The organism is Mesorhizobium waitakense, from assembly GCF_056431085.1.
Map to the genome: position 1 here is coordinate 32,223 of NZ_JBWKME010000134.1, position 17,104 is coordinate 49,326.

Below are 17,104 nucleotides of genomic sequence, written 5' to 3' on the forward strand. Positions count from 1 at the left end.
GGAAAAGATGCATGTCGATGAATATTACCACTCCGGTTTGCATTGATAATACGGAGAACATTCTCTCGCTTTACGACGGGTTTATCATCGACCAGTGGGGTGTTATCCATGACGGCGTGTCGGTATATCTGGGCGCTGCTAGCGCGCTGCGTCGTATGAAAAATGCTGGAAAGACGGTTATTATTCTTACGAACTCAAGTAAGACAAATGCGGCAAACATAACGAGGCTAAAAGATAGATTTGGTATTGATGAGGCTCACTATACCTACCTTGTTAGCTCGGCCGACTTACTTATGGAGTTCGTCAGAGATAAAATCGACAAGCCTTGGAACGCGTTGGGGCGGCGGGCCTTTGTTGTTGCTGACGTGGGTGATGGAGATATCATCAATGGAACAGAGCTTAGCCCAGCACCTGTGTCCGACGCGGACTTCGTTCTCCTGCTAAGCATTGCGCCAGGCCAAACGCAAAGGGAGCACCGAGAGTGGATAAGCTCTGCGATCGATCGCGGGTTACCCTTACTGTGCCCGAGCGCAGATTCCTTGTCCGTAAGCCTGATAGGAATCGTGGAGGGGTTGGAGTCGGTCGTGCGAGAATATCGGACTAGGGGCGGTCAGGTTATAAATGCGGGCAAACCAGAGGCCTACGTTTATGAGCGGTGTGAGCAATTGTTGAATGGCATTCCGCCAAAGCGCGTACTGGCTATCGGCGATCAACTGGGATCCGACATCGTCGGTGCAAAGCGACGAAGGTATCATGCCGCTCTGGTTGCGACTGGTGCCACGGAACGGGCATTTCCCGGGCTATCGTTGGCACAGTTAGCAGCGGCGACATTTGAGGCAAGTGAACCCAAAACACACGGCCCGGATTGGGTGCTTCCCAGTCTCCGCTAACGCACGGACTCGCTGCCGGCCCAAGTGTTAGCCTCTGACCTAATCGCTTCGGCGCTTTCTAATTAATGTGATGAGCAAAATGGCGATCTCGATTACGAAGGCAGAAATCGAAGCGATGCTGTCCGAAGCAAAAATCCCTGGCGATATCAGGTGCATTGAAGACATCGCGATCGGAATGCTAAATCACGTGAAGAAGGTCACTATTTCTGGCCACCCGAAGCCGTTCATTGTTCGAATCCGACATTTTGAAGATGCCGAATACGGTCAGGAATTTGCTGCGGAGCGCTACGCGTACAACCTTCTCTCTGATCGCGCCGTTAAGGTGCCTCAGCTTTATTACGTCAATTCCACCAAGACCACCCATCGGTATCCTTTTGCTGTTTTTGAATACATTCCAGGACCGACACTCGACCAGTTGCTCGATGAACGAAACGGCATGTCAGCAGAAAAGCGGCGCAAACTGCTTGAAAGCCTAGGGGCGCTCATGGCGCGAATTCATCAGGTCCGCGGTCCCGGGTTTGGCACGCTCACCAGGGTCATGTTCAGCCGTACGGAAAGACGAAATTTTTGGAGCCAATTGTTCGAAAATGAATATCGACGGTTGGTCGATCTTTCGCCCTCTATGGCGGCCGACTACCGAACTACCTCAGCCGATTGGCTGGACGTATTTGACGCGTTGCCCGCCGCGCTTGGAGATCCCTGTCTTGTCCATGGCGATATCCATGGCCGCAACATAATTGTGGATCGGAGCGACGAGCTTTTCCTGCTCGACTGGGAGGCAAGTCGCTTTCGAATGGCTCTCTATGATTTCTGCCAGATCCGATATTGCAATTTGCGGGGCGATCCAATCGGGTGGGGTCACTTATTGAGCGCCTACATTGAGGCTGGCAGCATCGCGATAAGGGAATCCGAACTCGAAACGGCAATCCGTATTTGCGAAGCATTTTGGCATATAAGAATCGGGCTTTTTCAACGCCAGTTTTCGTTCGCCGAAGGAAGCTATTTTGGAGCCGCCGAGGAGCACATCGGGGCATTCCAGTCTCTTCTTCTTGCTGACTTTCGGGCGCGAGATTTTAACCGAAAGGAATAGGACTGCGACGCTAAAAATCGTCGCCCCTTATAATGCCAGCAAAACCCAACCCATTTAAGAGATAGTCCATTGTCAGTTCTCGTTTCGCCAGATGCTCCGGTCCGTCGTGAGGTAATGTCACGAAGGAAAAAGATATTATTGGTCTCTGGTCTTACCATCACGCAAATTGTCGGCTGGACGACAATGTTTTATCCAATAGCAGCGATAGGTGCCGCGATGAGCCGGGATCTACTTCTGGCGCGTGAAACTGTCTATGCAGGGCTTACTCTAATGATGATTGTAAGTGCGGTACTCTCTCCATACGTAGGGCGCCGCCTTGATAGAGATGGCACACGGAGCGCCATGTGCTTGGGATCAATCATCGCCGCATCTGCCCTGCTTCTGATCTCCCAGTCGCAAAGTGTTTCTGTCTATGCTATCAGCTGGCTCCTCTTGGGCGTAGCAATGCCGATGTGCCTTGGCTTGGCCGCTTATACAACTATTACACAGACTATGGGTGGCGATGCGCGCCGAATCATCACCATCCTAACGCTCTTCACCGGATTATCATCGACTATTTGCTGGCCACTGGTTGAAGTAATTTCTGAAAAGGCGGGATGGAGAGGTATGTTTGTTGCGTTTGCAGCGATACATTTTTGCGGCTGTCTGCCGATCCATCTTCTGATTTTGCCCAAGCGGCGTATGACCATGCAAACAGGAGGCAGTCGCGTCGAACCGATGATCCCAGGTGTATTGCCGGCGAACAGACATGCGAATGGCCTTGCGCTCACAGCCGTTGCATTCTCATTCTATGGACTCGTGAGCTCTGGGCTCGCACTTCATTTTATCGAGCTGTTCAAGAGCCTCGGTATTCCAGCGACCACCGCGGTTACGGTGGCTTCGCTCAATGGCATAACGCAGGTATCCGCTCGCGGAACGGATTTCGTCTTTGGCAGCCGCTACTCTCCGGTAGTCAGCAGCCTTGGAGCACTGATTATACTGCTGCTAGGATTTCTCGTATTTTTCGTCCTGGGCGCGTCCGCTGCGAGTGCTGCAATCTTGGTCGGTTGTTTTGGAGTTTCGGCCGGAGTAATGACGATAGCGCGAGCATCTATTCCATTGTGGCTGTTTGGCAGCAAATCTTATGGAAATTATTCAGGTCGGCTAAGCCTACCTTACAATCTGGTATCTGGTTTTGCCCCCATGGTTTTGGCTTTCGTAATCGACGAAAGCGGCCCTATCTCGGCGTTGTGGGTGGCCTTTGCGGCTACCGTTGGCGCGGCCGTTGCCATGACGTACCTAATGAGAGCAATCCGGAAACGGACCAATTGACGTGACCCGTGCCATGAGGGGTCCGATGAGAAGCGAATACGATGTAATAGTAGTTGGAATGGGTATTTCCGCGGGCCCAGTTATCGAGCATCTAGCGGAGGACGGTCGCCAGATTCGCATCCTCGTGATAGAGAAAGGTGACGATTGGGATCCAGATGCAAACCGTGATGCACCTCGCTTCAGGCCAACTAGGCAAGAGCCCGTCGATTTTGTCGGCGGCCCAGCTGATCATACAACCATTAGGCCGTGGTGGACAACTAACCTTGCGGGTGGCGGATCAGCCTTGTGGTATGGTCAGTTGTCACGATTCTCGGAATCAGATTTTTGCGCGGCGACGTTAGCTAAATCCCAAGGTCAAGGGGTGAACGATGCCGAATTATCCGACTGGCCCGTCGGGCTTGCAGAGTTAGCACCCTACTATGATCTCGTAGAGCAACGCCTACTTCCCTATGGACCGCCCGATCAACACGGCCTTAGCCTTAACGAGTGTTCGTTCTACCGCCGCCGACAATCCCTGTCTCACCTCGAAAAATCATTGCTGCAGTTTCTGCAGGCATCAGAGCTCACCCCTTATATCGGATTCACATGCCTTGGTGGCCCGATGTGGGACAGAGAGCCCGTTGATCCGCTTACAATGCGGAAGCTTTCAGGCAAAGGATGTTTGGCGTATCGCCCAAACTATTATTCGCTTTCGCGTAGTGCGCTAAAAAGGAACACTCAATCGAAAGTACTCTACTCCACTGAAGCGACCTCGCTAATCGTAGATGAAACGCGCGTTCGCGGGGTCCGCACTAGCTGCCAGCGCTCGAATGAACCGGGTGAACATTTCGCGCCATTGGTGATTCTCGGATGCGGACCAATCCAAACGGTAAGAATCCTTTCCTCTGTCGACCAGGGCAACGAAATGCTAGGCCGTAGATTTACGTTCAGCACACAGTCCGTCGGTTATATTCAGACGAAGATCCGACGGTCTAGAAGCCCTGTCGACATCCTTACTGGCTCCTTTTCAAACGTTTCGAGTAAGGATTACTACGTCGGCCCCGCTGGTGGTCTCGTCAAAGGTGGAAAGCTAGCAATTTATGATGCGATAGCGTTTGATGGGTCAACGAAAACACGCTCGCGTCTTTCAAAAATTACTAATGAAAGCGACGCGATTATGGACGATGCTGAACAACACTATCTCCTTAAGGTGAGCTTCAAGGGAGAATCGATTCCGTGGCGTAAAAAGTACATTCAGGCGGATAGGGGTTCCCAATCCAACCGAAATACGGTGTCGATAAGATATGAGCCGCACGCCCATGACCTTGCGTTGATGGCAGCTACGGAAGGCATCTTTGCGAGCATTGCGAGGTCTTTGCCCGGCGGTTGTGTCCTGGGGCATTTGGCACCTGACGAGCAACTGTGGCTCAGCGCACATCAGCACGGAGGTGCCATCTTTGGAACAAACCAACGCTACAGTGTGATTGACATAAACTGCGAGCATCACCGCTTGAATGGCTTGTTCGTAGTGGACGGCAGTTTTATGCCGACATCCGGGGCAAGCAACTCATCCCTTACGATAATGGCCAACGCTCTGCGTGTGGCCCATCATATTTCTTCGGCAATCAGATAGCGAACGCCAGCAGACTAGCGTAAATAGTGCCTACGTCGCGGCCAAGGGTCTTGGATCCGGGCAAGGTCGGGCTCTGTTCCACCGCTTCGCTGTGAGCTATGCCGTGCCACTCAACGGCACCCCTCGCTAGGAGCGGTCAGTCCGAACGTATCCATCCGGCGTGTCGCGCCTTGTTCGGGTGATGAACGAGTGGTCTTAAGCGTGCTCTTATGAGCGCACTTAGGAGCAGTTGATGGGTCAGATCACGTTGCTCACAGGCCCCGAACGTCGGCGGCGGTGGAACGAGGAGGAACGGCGCCAGATTTTGGAGGAGGCGTTTTCGCCCGGAGCCTGTGTGACGCAGGTGGCGCAGCGGCATGACGTTTCGACGGCGCTGATCTACACATGGCGTCGCAAGCTGTGCGAACACGTCCCGGACCCGTGCCTTACAGAGGCGGTGGTTGTGGATGAAGACGTCGGCCATCCGCTGGAGCACCGGCCGGCTATTGTCGTGGAGCTGGTAACGGGCGGCCGGGTGAGCATCTTCGCGGGAGCGACGCCCACGCTGGTTACGGCAGTGGTAAAGGCACTGCGGTGATCCCGTCGGGCGCGCGGGTGTGGCTGTCGATGGGCCACACCGATATGAGGAAGGGCATGCAGGGCCTGGCTTTGCTGGTGCAGCAGCACCTGAAGCGCGATCCCCACGGTGGTGATCTCTACGTTTTCCGCGGACGCGCCGGATCGCTGGTAAAGATCATCTGGCATGACGGGATCGGCATGTCGCTTTATGCCAACTAACTGGCTTCATACTACAGCCCTTTCCTTGAGATCGGAGCATTTTGAGGAGTTGAGTCGGCGGATGGCTTCTGCCCGATGGGCAAGCTGGTTCCATCGGCTGCACTGCTTGGCTGGGACGTGCGGTCCTGGCAGCTCATAGAGGCCGATATAGCCGTTGTAGGCATGTCTTTTCACGATGCCGTATTTCGCCCATCTGACCAGGGTACATTCGGTGATCCCGAGTTTTGCGCAGGCTTCTGCTTTTGTCAGCATTCCCCGCTCGCGCAGCCGGTCGTAGCGCGAGCGCAGACCATATTGCTTGACAAGATAGATGACGCGCAAGTCGGTGAACTGGGCGTCAGCCTTGCCGCGCCGCGCTGAGCCGCCGGGACGGATTCCCCTTGCATTCAGGATGTCAGCGATTTCAGCGCAGATATGATCGTCGAGAAGCTTGTCGACCAATTCGACCACCTCGGGCCGGGTCCTTACCTGCTGTGCGGAGGATTTCGGGTTCTGAGTGGTCAATGTTTCGGTCCTTCCGCCTCTGAAGCGGATGTGGATCCGGGTCTCTCCCTCGGCCTGGAACTTGAGCAATGTGACGTCTTCGACAAGATAGGCAAGGAGTCGCTTGCGTTCTCGGTTCGGCAAGGTGGGGTCGCACCAGACCGTTTTGAAGTCGGCCGTCATGGCGATCAATCGATCACGGATTGCATCGTCGAGTGTCGCTCGGTCTTCGCGTAGAGCGCGCGCTCTTTCTTCTCGTAGATCAGCCAGCATGCGCAGTTTGTCGTTCCATTCGCGTTCAAGGGTGTCGGCAACCAGGCGGTTGTTCGGATCGACCAGCATAAACCGCCGCTGTGCAAGATCGGCATCGATTTGGGCGCGTTCGACGGCGCGGAGCCGGAGTTTGTCCGCTTCGTCATAGCGCGCTTCGATCTCTTTTCGGATCTCCAGAGCTAATTCCACGGCGGCGGGCGTCATTTCCGCGGCGATCAGTTCACCGATCGCCGCGTCGACGGGCCAGCCTGCGATCGACTGGCAGTGAGGCTCACCCCGAGAGACGTAGGCGCGGCTGCAGACGTACCAAGTGTCCACCTGACCGCGCCGGGTGACGTAACGGGCCCTCATGTGGCAGCCACACCGCCCGCATATGACGCGCCCCTGCAACAAAGCCGCGCCTTCGCGCGGTGGCGAGACCCGCGCGGTCTGGTAGCCTTGGCCATTGGCCTCGAGCGCCTTCAGGTTGTGCTGGAACTGCTCCCAACTGATATAGCCGGGATGGGCGTCCGGGATGCATGCGAGCCATTCATTGGGCTCACGTTTACGGACCTGTTTCTTTCCGTCGACGGTCCTGCGGTAAAGACGCTGGCCATAGGCATAGACGCCCGCGAAGCGAGGATTGTGCAGCGTGCGTAAGGCTGTCGATGTGGTCAGGGGTTGGAAGACCACCCGCTTGCTGTTGCGGAACCGGGATGGGAAGAGCAGACCTTCGCTGGCAAACGCCTTGACGGTCTGCGTAGCCGACCCGACCCGCGAGAACGTCTCGAAGAAGTGGGTGATCATCTCCCGGATCTGAGCGTCTGGATCGAGGACCACATCGCCAACCTCATTATAGATGAAGCCGGTCGGAAGGGGGCAACGATATTCACCGCGGCGTGCTTTGTTGAGAATGCCACCACGCAACCGGGCTTTGATAACGTGCAACTCGGCCTCGCTCATCGTGCCCTTGAGGCCCAGCAGAAGCCGGTCATTGAAGTTGGCCGGGTCGTACACGCCATCTTCGTCGAGGATGAGTGTGTCGGCCAAAGCGCAGATCTCCAGCAGCCGATGCCAGTCCGCATTGTTTCTGGCGAGGCGGGATACTTCCAGCCCCATGACGATCCCCGCGCGCCCCATGCCGACATCGGACACCAAGTGCTGGAAGCCTTCGCGCCACGCCGCTGAAGCGCCGGATTCGCCCTGGTCGCTGTCGATGACGGTGATCTGGTCGTCGCGCCATCCAAGCCCGATCGCGCGACCACGAAGATCGTATTGACGCTTGGTGCTTTCGACGTTCTCCATGACCTGTCGCATCGATGACTGTCGGATGTAGAGGTAGGCGCCACGCTCGAGATGATGCGATTGGACCTTGAGCTTTTCGTTCATGCTGTTCTCCGTTCAGGGGCCGCCATCACGATGGTGGCGAGCAAGTGGATGATTGTGCGTCGCTCGGACGTTTCGTCTGCGATCGGCAGCCTGGCGACTGGCGGCAAAGCCGCGGGTGGGGACCAGCCCGGCATACGCAAGATCGCGCTAACCCAGGCCCACATGCCGCGATGCAGAAGGATGGTAAGACCGCTGCGTGCCTCCAGAGGGAGCGCGGCGCCAAGCGCGGCGGCGCGCAGTATTTCGTATCGCTCCGTGGCACGGGACTGCATCGCGCAATGCAATTGCGCACCGCCACTGATGGTTACACCGTTTTTTTTTCGCCGAGCGCACGCTCGATTGTTCTGGGGTGGACATCGAGTCCGAACTCTGTCCGGAGCCGGTTCGTCAGTTCGCGTGCCCGAATGGGCTCGCCCGGAACCACCTGGGCCCTGAGGAAGGCCAGCACTTCGCTCTGGATCTTGTGCGGGCCGTGCGGGCCGCGCTTCCTCGGTACTAGGCCGGCCAGACCCGCGTCCTCGAAGTCGGCTTTGGCCTGGTAGAAGGTCGGCCGGGAGACGCCATATTCGTCGGACACCTCCGTTACCGACATTTTGTCGACCGATACGCGCCGCAGCATCTCGTACTTCACCTGCACGATGTCGCGCGGATCGAAGAAGCCGTCCTCCCGGAACTTCTGATCGCCGATTTTTTCCGGGGCTGGATTGAGCGTGCCATCCTCGGCCAAAGCGCTGCCTTTCGATTGCCTGTGTTTGACGCTGTCCGACACCTGCGCCGCCCCCGATGCCGACTCAATTGACGTAATTATAAATATGTCGCGTATGGCTAAACCGTCAAGCGGATATCTGTCAACAAATCGAGTATAATCTCTGCTAATACGGCACATTCAGCGAAGCTCCCATGGGTTTTGCGGCGTTATTTTCCTTGCAACATCGGCAAAATTTCCCTTACAATCTTGCGGCGTTGCGCATCTCCCTTGCGATATGAGGCGCTCTACGAGACCGCTGAGTTCCAGTAGGTCGGTGAGGCTGCACAGTGCGCGCCCGTTTCCCGCGATAACCTCAAGGCTGGGGCCTGCTGCATCGGTCCATTGCGGCGGAACAGTGCAAATCCGGCCATCGTCAAAGCGCAGCAGCAATAGCTTGCCCCCTCGGTTACCGCGCTTCCCAACGCAGGCACCTCGCTGCCCGGAATACGGATGAAAGGGGTGAGTCACTGTCACAAACTGCGACGGGGACGATGAACCGCCTGCATTTCCAAGTGAGTTACAAGCGGCTCGAGAAGGGCCGCTTCATTTGGCCCCAGGCGAAGGACGGTGCAGTGTCGCTGACGAGCGCTCAGCTGGCGTGTTTGCTCGACGGGATTGACTGGCGCAACCCGCAATACAGCTGGCGTCCGGCGAGCGCGGGATAGGACGCGGATTTCCTCAGCCAAAGCGGCATTTTTCGGTTGCACCGAGAGACAGGTGCTGATTCATTTCGGCCATGGAAGCCGCCGTTTCGCCCCTGCCGGACGATGTCGAAGCGCTGAAGGCGCTGGTTGTTTCGATGGGCGCCGAACTTGCCGCTGCGAGGGCTAAGGCGTCGGCCACGGAAGCTCTGATCGGGCACCTCAAGCTGCAGATCGCCAAGCTCAGGCGCGAGCAGTATGGCCCCAGCGCCGAGCGCAGCCGCCGGCTCCTGGACCAACTGGAGTTGCAACTCGAGGAACTCGAGGCCACAGCCAGCGAAGATGACCTTGCCGCCGAGGCGGCGGCGACCAGGACGACCAGTGTCACCGCCTTCGAGCGCAAACGGCCAGTGAAGAAGCCGTTTCCCGAGCATCTGCCGCGTGAGCGCATCGTCATCCCCGCGCCATGTTCGTGCCCGACTTGCGGCGGGACGCGGCTTTCGAAGCTCGGCGAGGACGTGACCGAGACGCTGGAGGTGATCCCGCGTCAGTGGAAGGTCATCCAGACGGTGCGCGAGAAGTTCTCGTGCCGGAACTGTGAGACGATCACCCAGCCGCCGGCGCCGTTCCATGTCGTGCCGCGTGGCTGGGCAGGTCCTGGCTTGCTCGCCATGCTGCTGTTCGACAAGTACGGCCAGCATCAACCCTTGAACCGCCAGGCTGAACGTTTCGCTCGCGAGGGCGTGCCACTGAGCCTGTCGACGCTCGCCGACCAGGTTGGCGCGGCCACTTTCGCGCTCATGCCCCTCTATCGCCGGATCGAGGCTCATGTTCTCGCCGCCGACCGATTGCACGGCGACGACACAACGGTGCCGGTCCTCGCCAAGGGCAAGACCGATATCGGCAGGCTGTGGGTCTATGTCCGCGACGACCGGCCATTCGGCGGCGCCGATCCGCCCGCCGCGCTGTTCCACTATTCGCGCGACCGCCGTGGCGAACATCCGCGAGCGCATCTCGACAGCTGGTCCGGGATCCTGCAGGCAGACGCCTATGGCGGCTATGGCGAACTCTACGCAGCCGATCGTCGCCCAGGGCCTGTGCTCGAAGCGGGCTGCTTTGCCCATGCGCGCCGCAAGTTCTTCGAACTCGCCGACGTCGAGGGATCAGCGCGCAAGAAGAGCCGCGGCGAACGGACAGGGGCGGCGATCTACCCGATCGCACTGGAGGCGGTGCAGCGCCTGGATGCACTGTTCGATATCGAGCGCGAGATCAACGGATTGAGCGCTGAAGCGCGTGCTTGCGCCCGCCAGGAGCGCAGCGCTCCACTGATGGAGGACCTTCACGTCTGGCTGATCGCCCAGCTTGCCCAGCTCTCACGCAACCACGATCTCGCCAAGGCCATCAACTACATGCTGCGCCGATGGCCGGCGTTTACCCGCTTCCTCGACGATGGCAGGATCTGCATTACGAACAATGCGGCTGAACGGGCCTTGCGCTGCGTCCCGCTCGGTCGCAAGGCCTGGCTGTTCTGTGGCTCCGATCGTGGAGGCCAGCGCGCTGCAGTCATCTACGCCCTCATTGGCACCGCCAAGCTCAACAATGTCGATCCGCAAGCCTGGCTTACCGATGTGCTTCACCGCATTGCCGGGCACCCCGCCAATCGCCTCGACGAGTTGCTGCCGTGGAACTGGCGGTCCAAGCCCGCCGCAATCGCAGCCTGACAATGCACATCAACAAAATCCATTCCGTGCGAACCATCGCGCTCGTCGCCCGGGACCTCGGCGAAGATGAGGACTGGCTCGGCCAAATCGCTATCGAAATGGAACCCGAGGACGGTCTGATCTGGGTCTACGGGCCAGACCACGAAGACGGCGTCATGGCCTTCTCCGAATTCGGCATCGAAAGCCTTCAAAACCTCATCGCCATCCATCGCGACGGAAACAAATAGGTTCGTCCGCGTCCCTCACCGGAGGGATACGTCCGAACTAACTTGGTCTCAATGGCGGATATTTTTAGCACTTCCGCCGTCCTTTATGGTTGCGGCCTCTGATGAGGCACGGCGCCCCAATATGGATGTGCCTGACGAGCAGGAGCAGATCAGATGAGGCGGGTATGGGCGCCTCCGGTCGTTTGATGGTCGACCCGGGTTGCGCCGGAATCAAAACGCCGACGACCACCAAGCCTGCCACGATCCGAAACATGTTGCTGCCCCCAGCAAAGTTTTCTATCGGCCTGCAAGACCTATTTCGCAAAATAAGCAGAAATCCGCCGATCTGCCTTGGTCTGCCAAGTGTCGTCAATACAAAGGAAGCCATCGGTCGGGCTTGAGGACGCGGCGACGCCCGCCCGCTTCAGTTCGGCCGACTTCTCGGCCTCGGCTGCACGGAAGCGGTAATGATCGAATACGTCGAGGACATGCGTTGCATACGCTTGGGCAAGCGCGGGATCGCGCTGCACGATTACCAGGTTTTCGTCGTTGGAGTAGGACGCCTTATAACCGAGGTTGTGGCTGCCAAATGCGACCACGCAATTCTCCGGGTCAAGCGGGTCTATCACCAGGATCTTGTCGTGGATGATCGCCTTGCCCGCGCTCAAAATTTCATTGTTGACGAAATTGCCGAGTTCGCGGCCGATATCTTTGTCGGTGAGCGCGGTCGCGCGCACGACATTGACACCGCCTTGCTGGATAATGAAGGGCGAACTCGGCACCAAAGGTTTGCCATCTGGGCCGGTGCCTGAGGGCTGGTAACCCCAGGCCAGCGGGTCGGAGACCGCACCGACCACCTCCAGGCTGGTATCCGCCAGGCCGAGGTCGATCGCCTGCGAGATGATCGAGTGAACTCCCCCCTTGGACGGCAAAAACACCGCGAACAAAATCATGCGGTGTGCACGGCGCATCAGGGAGAAGAGACGGTCCATGTCCGGGGGAGGTGGCGGTTGATGCTTGGCGCGCGCCGAAGGGGGCTGTTCGGCGCCAGGAACGTTGGGCGAGAACCAACATTCGAATGCAGCACCGTTAGCGAGATTGCCGGTCACCGGAGTGCGGTCGGCGTCTTTTACGACATCGCCCTGGTCGGCGCCGGTGTTGGCATCCGCCGTTTGCGCAGGCTGCGGCAGGGGGTGATCGAGCAGGCGTTGCCAGTAGTCGAGATATGCGCGCGCTACGTTCGCGTCTTCGATGACAATGCAATTGTTGCTCTGGCCGGAGATGCCACTCCACGTCCAGTTGGTCGAACCGGTAAGCACCGCTTGGGGGGCGCCCTGGTTGTCCGACCAAACGACGAATTTGTTGTGGCCGATGTGGCCGCTGCCGTTGAACAGCCGGTCCTGCATACGGAAAGTCGCGCCAGGCGCATCCGCTATCGCGCGCAGGGTCGCGCGCGCTTCTTTGTTTCTCGTATCGTAGTCGGTATGAATGACCTTCTTGGTAATCTTGTCCTTGGTGTCTTGGGACCCTGCGTCTGACAGGATCAACTGCATCCGGGGTGCCGCGGCGACAAGGAGGTCGAGTAACTGCCGATCCTCAAGCTCGTAAAGGGCCGCATGAAATTGCCCGCCCGCTCGGCTCAGGAACTCGGTCATCGTCGTCGGGACGTCGCCGGCCAGGTAGCGTCGCAGTGAGTCATTTGGTTCGCGCAGACGAACTTCAAGTTCGTTGCGCCCAACTTTGCCATCATTCTCTTCGAGCATGCGGATCAGGAACTGGCTCGATAGAATGCCGTTGGTGAAGGTGGAGATGAACGGTCCCAAGCGGCGGGTGGCCTCAACGATGTTGGTGAATGCCGGAGGTGCCAGATAACCAAGCCGGATAGGTCCACCCTGATAATGATGCTGGACGCGCTGTTTGGTTTTTGCGTCCCAATGGCTTTCGGGGATGGGCACCACTTCCTCGAGCCCATCGCGCAGGCGACCTACCGGGCGGATGCGGTATCGCAGCCGCTCATTTTCGGGCCGGAGACCCAACTTGTCGCGGTGTCGCCGCAGCGTGAGGTCGCGCCAGTTAAACTTCTGCACCGGCCATACGGTGGTGTTCTGCGCCTGCCAGTCCGGATTCGACTGCCCTTCAAAGGCGACATAGGCGGCAAGCGCGCGCTCGGCGGTTACCAGACCGCTGGCATCGAGATATTCGCGAACAATGTGGAAGCCCAGGCAATCAGGAATCGGGTCGGGGTTAGTCTGCCATGCAAGAAACGCAACTTCATTGTTGACGATTGCAGTAGCTTTAACGATCTGCACCATCTCATCCTCACCTAGAAGAACAACGGCCTGATCCCAAGCGACCTGACCTACCGCCAATCATACTGCCATCCAGCCGGCTCGATTTTATAAGACGGCTAAATGTATAAAGAAGGCTGAAGCCTTCATACCCGACCTTCTTCACAGGAAATGTTGTTACATTCCAGAATAAATCGCCAAAGTAAAGTCTTGTTCGTACAATTATTTTATGTTGATATTGCGTTTTGGCGCTCAAAGTGCGAGAGCCGCTCCATGATCCAATCGAGCTGGATAGCGGCCATGTTAACAGGGCAATCGCGGCGCCGATCGGCGCCGGTTTGGCTCATGTAGGCTTGTTCAAAGTGCCCATGGGACGCTATCGTAGAGCCGGTCACAGGCTCATGACTGAAGCGGCATATGGATGAAAAACAGATCCCGCCCAACGCCTGATCCGACTATTGCAACAGAAGTCCCTTGGGCGGACCACCTAACCGCTAATGACAACAAGCATCTCACGATCTATTTGGACCTCATGGACGCATGTGCCGATGTGCCAGCGAAGAAGAGATGGCGCAGGACATCATGGGTATCGATCCGGTGAGGGTGCCAGTCCGCGCCCGCAATGCTGTTCGCAGTCATCTCAAACGAGTGCTTTGGTTTATGGATAAGGGATACAAGAAGCTGTTTTCAACCTAGCTGCCAAGATACCCACGGCGCTGCACGTTTGGCGATGCATCATGCGGCGCGGACGGCGCCAGGAGTGTTGGTACGGAAATATGGAGGCGGACGATGCCAAATAGGCTTGTCATGATCCTTCGGCATGCCGAGAAGCCGGTTCTCGATGGCGCCGATCTTGGAGTGACGGAACAAGGCGAAAGTGATCCCGCCTCATTGACCGTGCGTGGCTGGCAACGCGCGGGTGGGCTTTGCTCATTCTTTTCCAGGCCGCCTGTACCTATGGAAAAGCCGGCATCGATTGTTGCGTCGGGCACAGTCAAAAAAGATGGGTCCGGAACCCGGAGCAAACGGCCTAGCCAAACAATCACGCCACTGGCAAGACGCCTCGGTCTTCAACCTGACGTCACTTATTCGAAGGGCCAAGAGGCGCTGGCGGCCGAAGCCATCCGCACAGCCCCAACACCTGTGTTGGTAAGCTGGCAGCACGAATCTATTCCTGATCTGGCAGCTGCCCTCGTCGGTGGCGCGGGTATCGCTCCGGAATCTTGGCCGGACGAGGATTTCGACAGCATCTGGGTGTTGCAGAACGATGGCGCAGACGTGTGGTCATTCTCGCGTCAGAGCCAAGGGCTTCTCGACGGTGATGGGAAATTGTTCTGATACAGATGGCATGAAGAGCCGCGACCGCTCCAGTCCTGATGCCGTCAAATCGCGGCTCGCAGAGCCGTCTTTTAAGACGCGCCTGGCTGCTCCCGCACTATCCAATCCAGTATGTCCGGGTCAACCTGCTCGTCGCCGGTGAGATCTCGGATCATTTGGGCGGCGTATTCTCGGGACTGGCTTTCCGGGATTTCCCCTTCGATGATCGCCCGGCGGATGGCGCTTCGCAGGATTTCGCAATCGAATGCAGACACCTTGGCGCGTGACATTGTCAGGCTCCCGGACATAGGCGGAAGCTCCAACTTCCAACCGTCCGCAATTGCCCTTTATTCGGTACGGGCGATTTGGGGATCATACGCCTTACTGCGCGTTGCGCGAGTCGAACGAATGTGGGTCCGTCAAACAGACCATATCGCCCGTCACCACGGGAATGATTGTGAGGCGAACCTGGCCATCACGCTCGGTGCTATGCGGTTGGGCGTTGCCTTTTCCGTTGCTGGTCCGCCCGGAGCCGATGACGTTCCCTTCTAGCCGGCGCATCCGTCTTGTCCCGATCCTGCCCGCTCCATTCGCTGCGCTCCCGTGTTGGGGACAAGCCCGCTTTGAGCGCCGTCACCTTTGGAACCGTCCTCCGGGACAGAAACCATCAACCAAAGGAAAAGACCATGACCTACAACCGCAACACCAAGTCCGAGGCGAAATCGCCGATCTACCACGCCTACACCGTGCGCGACGGCAAGGACGGCCAGAAGGGCTTCTGGACCCGCATCGGCTCCTTCTTCGCCCACGACGACGGCGAGGGCGGAACGCTCCTCCTTGACGCGCTGCCCATCGATGGGCGGGTCGTCCTCCGCACCCCTAAGGCTGACGAATAGGAGGCCGCCATGCAGATCTTAACCCAAGACCTGCGGGAGAAGCTGCTGGCGAATGGTCGCCAGCAGCAGCCTCTCCGCGGCACCGGCAGCGAAATCGACTTCGTCCCCGTCGTCAAACTGTTCACGCCGGATGCCGGCGCGACCTGGCTCCTGACCGAGATCGATCCAGAAGACCCGGATATCGCCTTCGGTCTCTGTGACCTTGGGCTTGGTTGTCCCGAGATCGGGAACGTGAGCCTCTCGGAACTAGCTGCCGTTCGAGGCCGCCTTGGTCTACCCGTGGAACGCGACCGGCACTTTAAGCCGGACAGAGCCCTATCGGGCTATGCCCGCGAGGCTCGTCGCCATGGTCGGATTCGGGCGTAACGTTCGTCACCATGCTCAACGCCATCCTTACGGGTGGCGTTGAGTGCCGAAGGCGATAGCGGCCAGACCTCAGGCCCTGGCCTTGCGTTTCGTCGCAGGTTTCTTGGCTAGAGCTGGCTTCCTTCCCAAGCCTAGCGACTTTGCCAAAGCCGAACGGGTCGCCGAATAACTCGGCGCCACCATGGGATAGTCCTTCGCCAACCCCCATTTCGCCCGGTATTCATCAGGCGTCAGCCCATGACTGGTCGCAAGATGGCGCTTAAGCGACTTGTATTTCTTACCGTCCTCGAGGCTGATGATGTAGTCCGGAAACACCGACCTTTTGGGGTTAACTGCCGGCTTGGGCGGGGGTTCTACTATGGGAGATGGTGGGCTAATATTCGACAATGCCGAATTCACGCTCGCGATCAAATCCGGTAATCCGGACACTGGAACAGCGTTCCTTTGGACATAGGCGGCAACGATATCGGCAGTAAGTTCAATCATATTATTGATTGGTTCCCCGGGCATCGACGTGCTCCTTCAATCACCATATTCTCATATCCGTCAAAGAGACGATATGCGCCCAACCTATGCCATTTGGACTTTCTCCAATCAAGTCGGATATTTGGCATTTCTGTATGACGCAGGGGAAAAGCGAACTTTCGTTTGGTGGCAAAGCGTAGCCACGCCAAACCCACCTCCCGGTTAGTGCGGGACCAAAGAATGTTGCAGTTGCCTCAATTGACGATAGTCTATAGGGATCAAAGGCGGGGTCTTGGTTATACAACGCGAGATATCACGGGAGTATCGATCGAAAATTCCCAATAGAGCTTCTGCTGTTGCTACCTAGTCCCTAGGGCGGACCACCTAACTGCTTATGATAGAGAGCATCAGCCCATCTATTTGAAGCTCCTGGAAGCGTGGTTCGACGAAGCCAATCGAGTGGTGTGGCTGTCGACTACGGGATCCAAGGAGCTTTTCAAATCCTTGCCGCAAAAGTGCCTATAGAATCGGTACGAATTCTTTGCCAGTTGATCGACCAAATGCGAGGCCGGCGACTCAAGAGCGGTGAAGCTTCCGCTATCGTCCAGAGCTCTCCGATAGTTCGCCCATGCATTCCTCGAGCTTCTCCAGG

The 17,104-nt window shown here is 57.6% G+C and carries 19 protein-coding genes; 13 read left to right on the top strand and 6 right to left on the bottom strand.

What is annotated here, in order from left to right; translation table 11 throughout:
• Positions 1-11: 11 nt before the first annotated feature.
• The 6 genes from AC07FD_RS27215 (at position 12) to tnpB (AC07FD_RS27240) (ending at position 5,680) form a co-directional block, all read left to right on the top strand.
• Positions 12-890 carry a TIGR01459 family HAD-type hydrolase gene (locus AC07FD_RS27215; protein ID WP_478352356.1) on the top strand — a complete coding sequence of 293 codons (879 nt, stop codon included), beginning with the start codon at positions 12-14 and terminating at the stop codon, positions 888-890.
• A gap of 79 nt (positions 891-969) precedes the next feature.
• Positions 970-1,980: a phosphotransferase family protein gene (locus tag AC07FD_RS27220; protein WP_478352357.1), complete on the top strand. Its 1,011-nt coding sequence runs from the start codon at positions 970-972 to the stop codon at positions 1,978-1,980.
• A 69-nt stretch (positions 1,981-2,049) separates the two neighbouring features.
• Positions 2,050-3,291: an MFS transporter gene (locus AC07FD_RS27225; protein WP_478352358.1), complete on the top strand. Its 1,242-nt coding sequence runs from the start codon at positions 2,050-2,052 to the stop codon at positions 3,289-3,291.
• A gap of 25 nt (positions 3,292-3,316) precedes the next feature.
• Complete coding sequence (locus AC07FD_RS27230; RefSeq protein ID WP_478352359.1) at positions 3,317-4,903, top strand: GMC oxidoreductase; 1,587 nt, start codon at positions 3,317-3,319, stop codon at positions 4,901-4,903.
• 232 nt (positions 4,904-5,135) lie between these two features.
• The gene (tnpA, locus tag AC07FD_RS27235) at positions 5,136-5,480 is read left to right on the top strand and encodes an IS66-like element accessory protein TnpA (RefSeq protein WP_195180462.1); all 345 of its coding nucleotides are present in this window, start codon (positions 5,136-5,138) and stop codon (positions 5,478-5,480) included.
• Positions 5,477-5,680, top strand: a complete 204-nt coding sequence (gene tnpB / locus AC07FD_RS27240) for an IS66 family insertion sequence element accessory protein TnpB (protein WP_352694668.1) — start codon at positions 5,477-5,479, stop codon at positions 5,678-5,680. The genes tnpA and tnpB (AC07FD_RS27240) overlap by 4 nt, the downstream gene beginning before the upstream one ends.
• Before the next feature lie 6 nt (positions 5,681-5,686).
• Here the strand turns inward: tnpB (AC07FD_RS27240) and AC07FD_RS27245 are convergent, their stop codons facing one another.
• The 3 genes from AC07FD_RS27245 to AC07FD_RS27255 form a co-directional block, all read right to left on the bottom strand.
• On the bottom strand, positions 5,687-7,804 hold the full coding sequence (locus AC07FD_RS27245) for a recombinase family protein (protein WP_478352360.1): 2,118 nt from the start codon (positions 7,802-7,804) through the stop codon (positions 5,687-5,689).
• A gap of 304 nt (positions 7,805-8,108) precedes the next feature.
• Positions 8,109-8,573, bottom strand: a complete 465-nt coding sequence (locus tag AC07FD_RS27250; protein ID WP_379020971.1) for a helix-turn-helix domain-containing protein — start codon at positions 8,571-8,573, stop codon at positions 8,109-8,111.
• A gap of 117 nt (positions 8,574-8,690) precedes the next feature.
• Positions 8,691-9,026 (bottom strand): DUF5372 family protein, encoded by a 336-nt coding sequence (locus AC07FD_RS27255; protein WP_378976694.1) that lies wholly within the window; start codon positions 9,024-9,026, stop codon positions 8,691-8,693.
• A gap of 17 nt (positions 9,027-9,043) precedes the next feature.
• Between AC07FD_RS27255 and tnpB (AC07FD_RS27260) the strand changes: the two genes are divergently transcribed.
• The 3 genes from tnpB (AC07FD_RS27260) to AC07FD_RS27270 all read left to right on the top strand — a co-directional run bounded on the left by tnpB (AC07FD_RS27260) (position 9,044) and on the right by AC07FD_RS27270 (position 11,141).
• Positions 9,044-9,217 carry an IS66 family insertion sequence element accessory protein TnpB gene (gene tnpB / locus AC07FD_RS27260; protein ID WP_478352361.1) on the top strand — a complete coding sequence of 58 codons (174 nt, stop codon included), beginning with the start codon at positions 9,044-9,046 and terminating at the stop codon, positions 9,215-9,217.
• Between the two features lie 71 nt (positions 9,218-9,288).
• A complete protein-coding gene (tnpC, locus tag AC07FD_RS27265; RefSeq protein WP_478352362.1) occupies positions 9,289-10,914 on the top strand; it encodes an IS66 family transposase in 1,626 nt (541 codons plus the stop codon).
• Positions 10,915-10,916: 2 nt separating this feature from the next.
• A complete protein-coding gene (locus AC07FD_RS27270; RefSeq protein WP_095204419.1) occupies positions 10,917-11,141 on the top strand; it encodes a hypothetical protein in 225 nt (74 codons plus the stop codon).
• A gap of 293 nt (positions 11,142-11,434) precedes the next feature.
• Here the strand turns inward: AC07FD_RS27270 and AC07FD_RS27275 are convergent, their stop codons facing one another.
• Positions 11,435-13,432 (bottom strand): phospholipase D-like domain-containing protein, encoded by a 1,998-nt coding sequence (locus tag AC07FD_RS27275; RefSeq protein WP_478352363.1) that lies wholly within the window; start codon positions 13,430-13,432, stop codon positions 11,435-11,437.
• 543 nt (positions 13,433-13,975) lie between these two features.
• Here AC07FD_RS27275 and AC07FD_RS27280 point away from each other — a divergent pair.
• On the top strand, positions 13,976-14,104 hold the full coding sequence (locus AC07FD_RS27280) for a hypothetical protein (RefSeq protein ID WP_478352364.1): 129 nt from the start codon (positions 13,976-13,978) through the stop codon (positions 14,102-14,104).
• A gap of 93 nt (positions 14,105-14,197) precedes the next feature.
• Positions 14,198-14,746 carry a hypothetical protein gene (locus AC07FD_RS27285; protein ID WP_478352365.1) on the top strand — a complete coding sequence of 183 codons (549 nt, stop codon included), beginning with the start codon at positions 14,198-14,200 and terminating at the stop codon, positions 14,744-14,746.
• A 71-nt stretch (positions 14,747-14,817) separates the two neighbouring features.
• On the opposite strand, the gene AC07FD_RS27290 is transcribed toward AC07FD_RS27285, so the two are convergent.
• Positions 14,818-15,015, bottom strand: coding sequence for a hypothetical protein (locus AC07FD_RS27290; RefSeq protein WP_143748914.1), 198 nt, complete (start codon positions 15,013-15,015; stop codon positions 14,818-14,820).
• 396 nt (positions 15,016-15,411) lie between these two features.
• Here AC07FD_RS27290 and AC07FD_RS27295 point away from each other — a divergent pair, with 396 nt between their 5' ends.
• Together AC07FD_RS27295 and AC07FD_RS27300 are read left to right on the top strand one after the other, a co-directional pair.
• Positions 15,412-15,621: a hypothetical protein gene (locus tag AC07FD_RS27295; RefSeq protein WP_478352366.1), complete on the top strand. Its 210-nt coding sequence runs from the start codon at positions 15,412-15,414 to the stop codon at positions 15,619-15,621.
• A 9-nt stretch (positions 15,622-15,630) separates the two neighbouring features.
• A complete protein-coding gene (locus tag AC07FD_RS27300; protein ID WP_478352367.1) occupies positions 15,631-15,987 on the top strand; it encodes a DUF2958 domain-containing protein in 357 nt (118 codons plus the stop codon).
• A gap of 69 nt (positions 15,988-16,056) precedes the next feature.
• On the opposite strand, the gene AC07FD_RS27305 is transcribed toward AC07FD_RS27300, so the two are convergent.
• Entirely contained in the window at positions 16,057-16,497 is a 441-nt protein-coding gene (locus tag AC07FD_RS27305) for a Ros/MucR family transcriptional regulator (RefSeq protein WP_478352368.1), read from the bottom strand.
• Between the last annotated feature and the right edge of the window lie 607 nt (positions 16,498-17,104).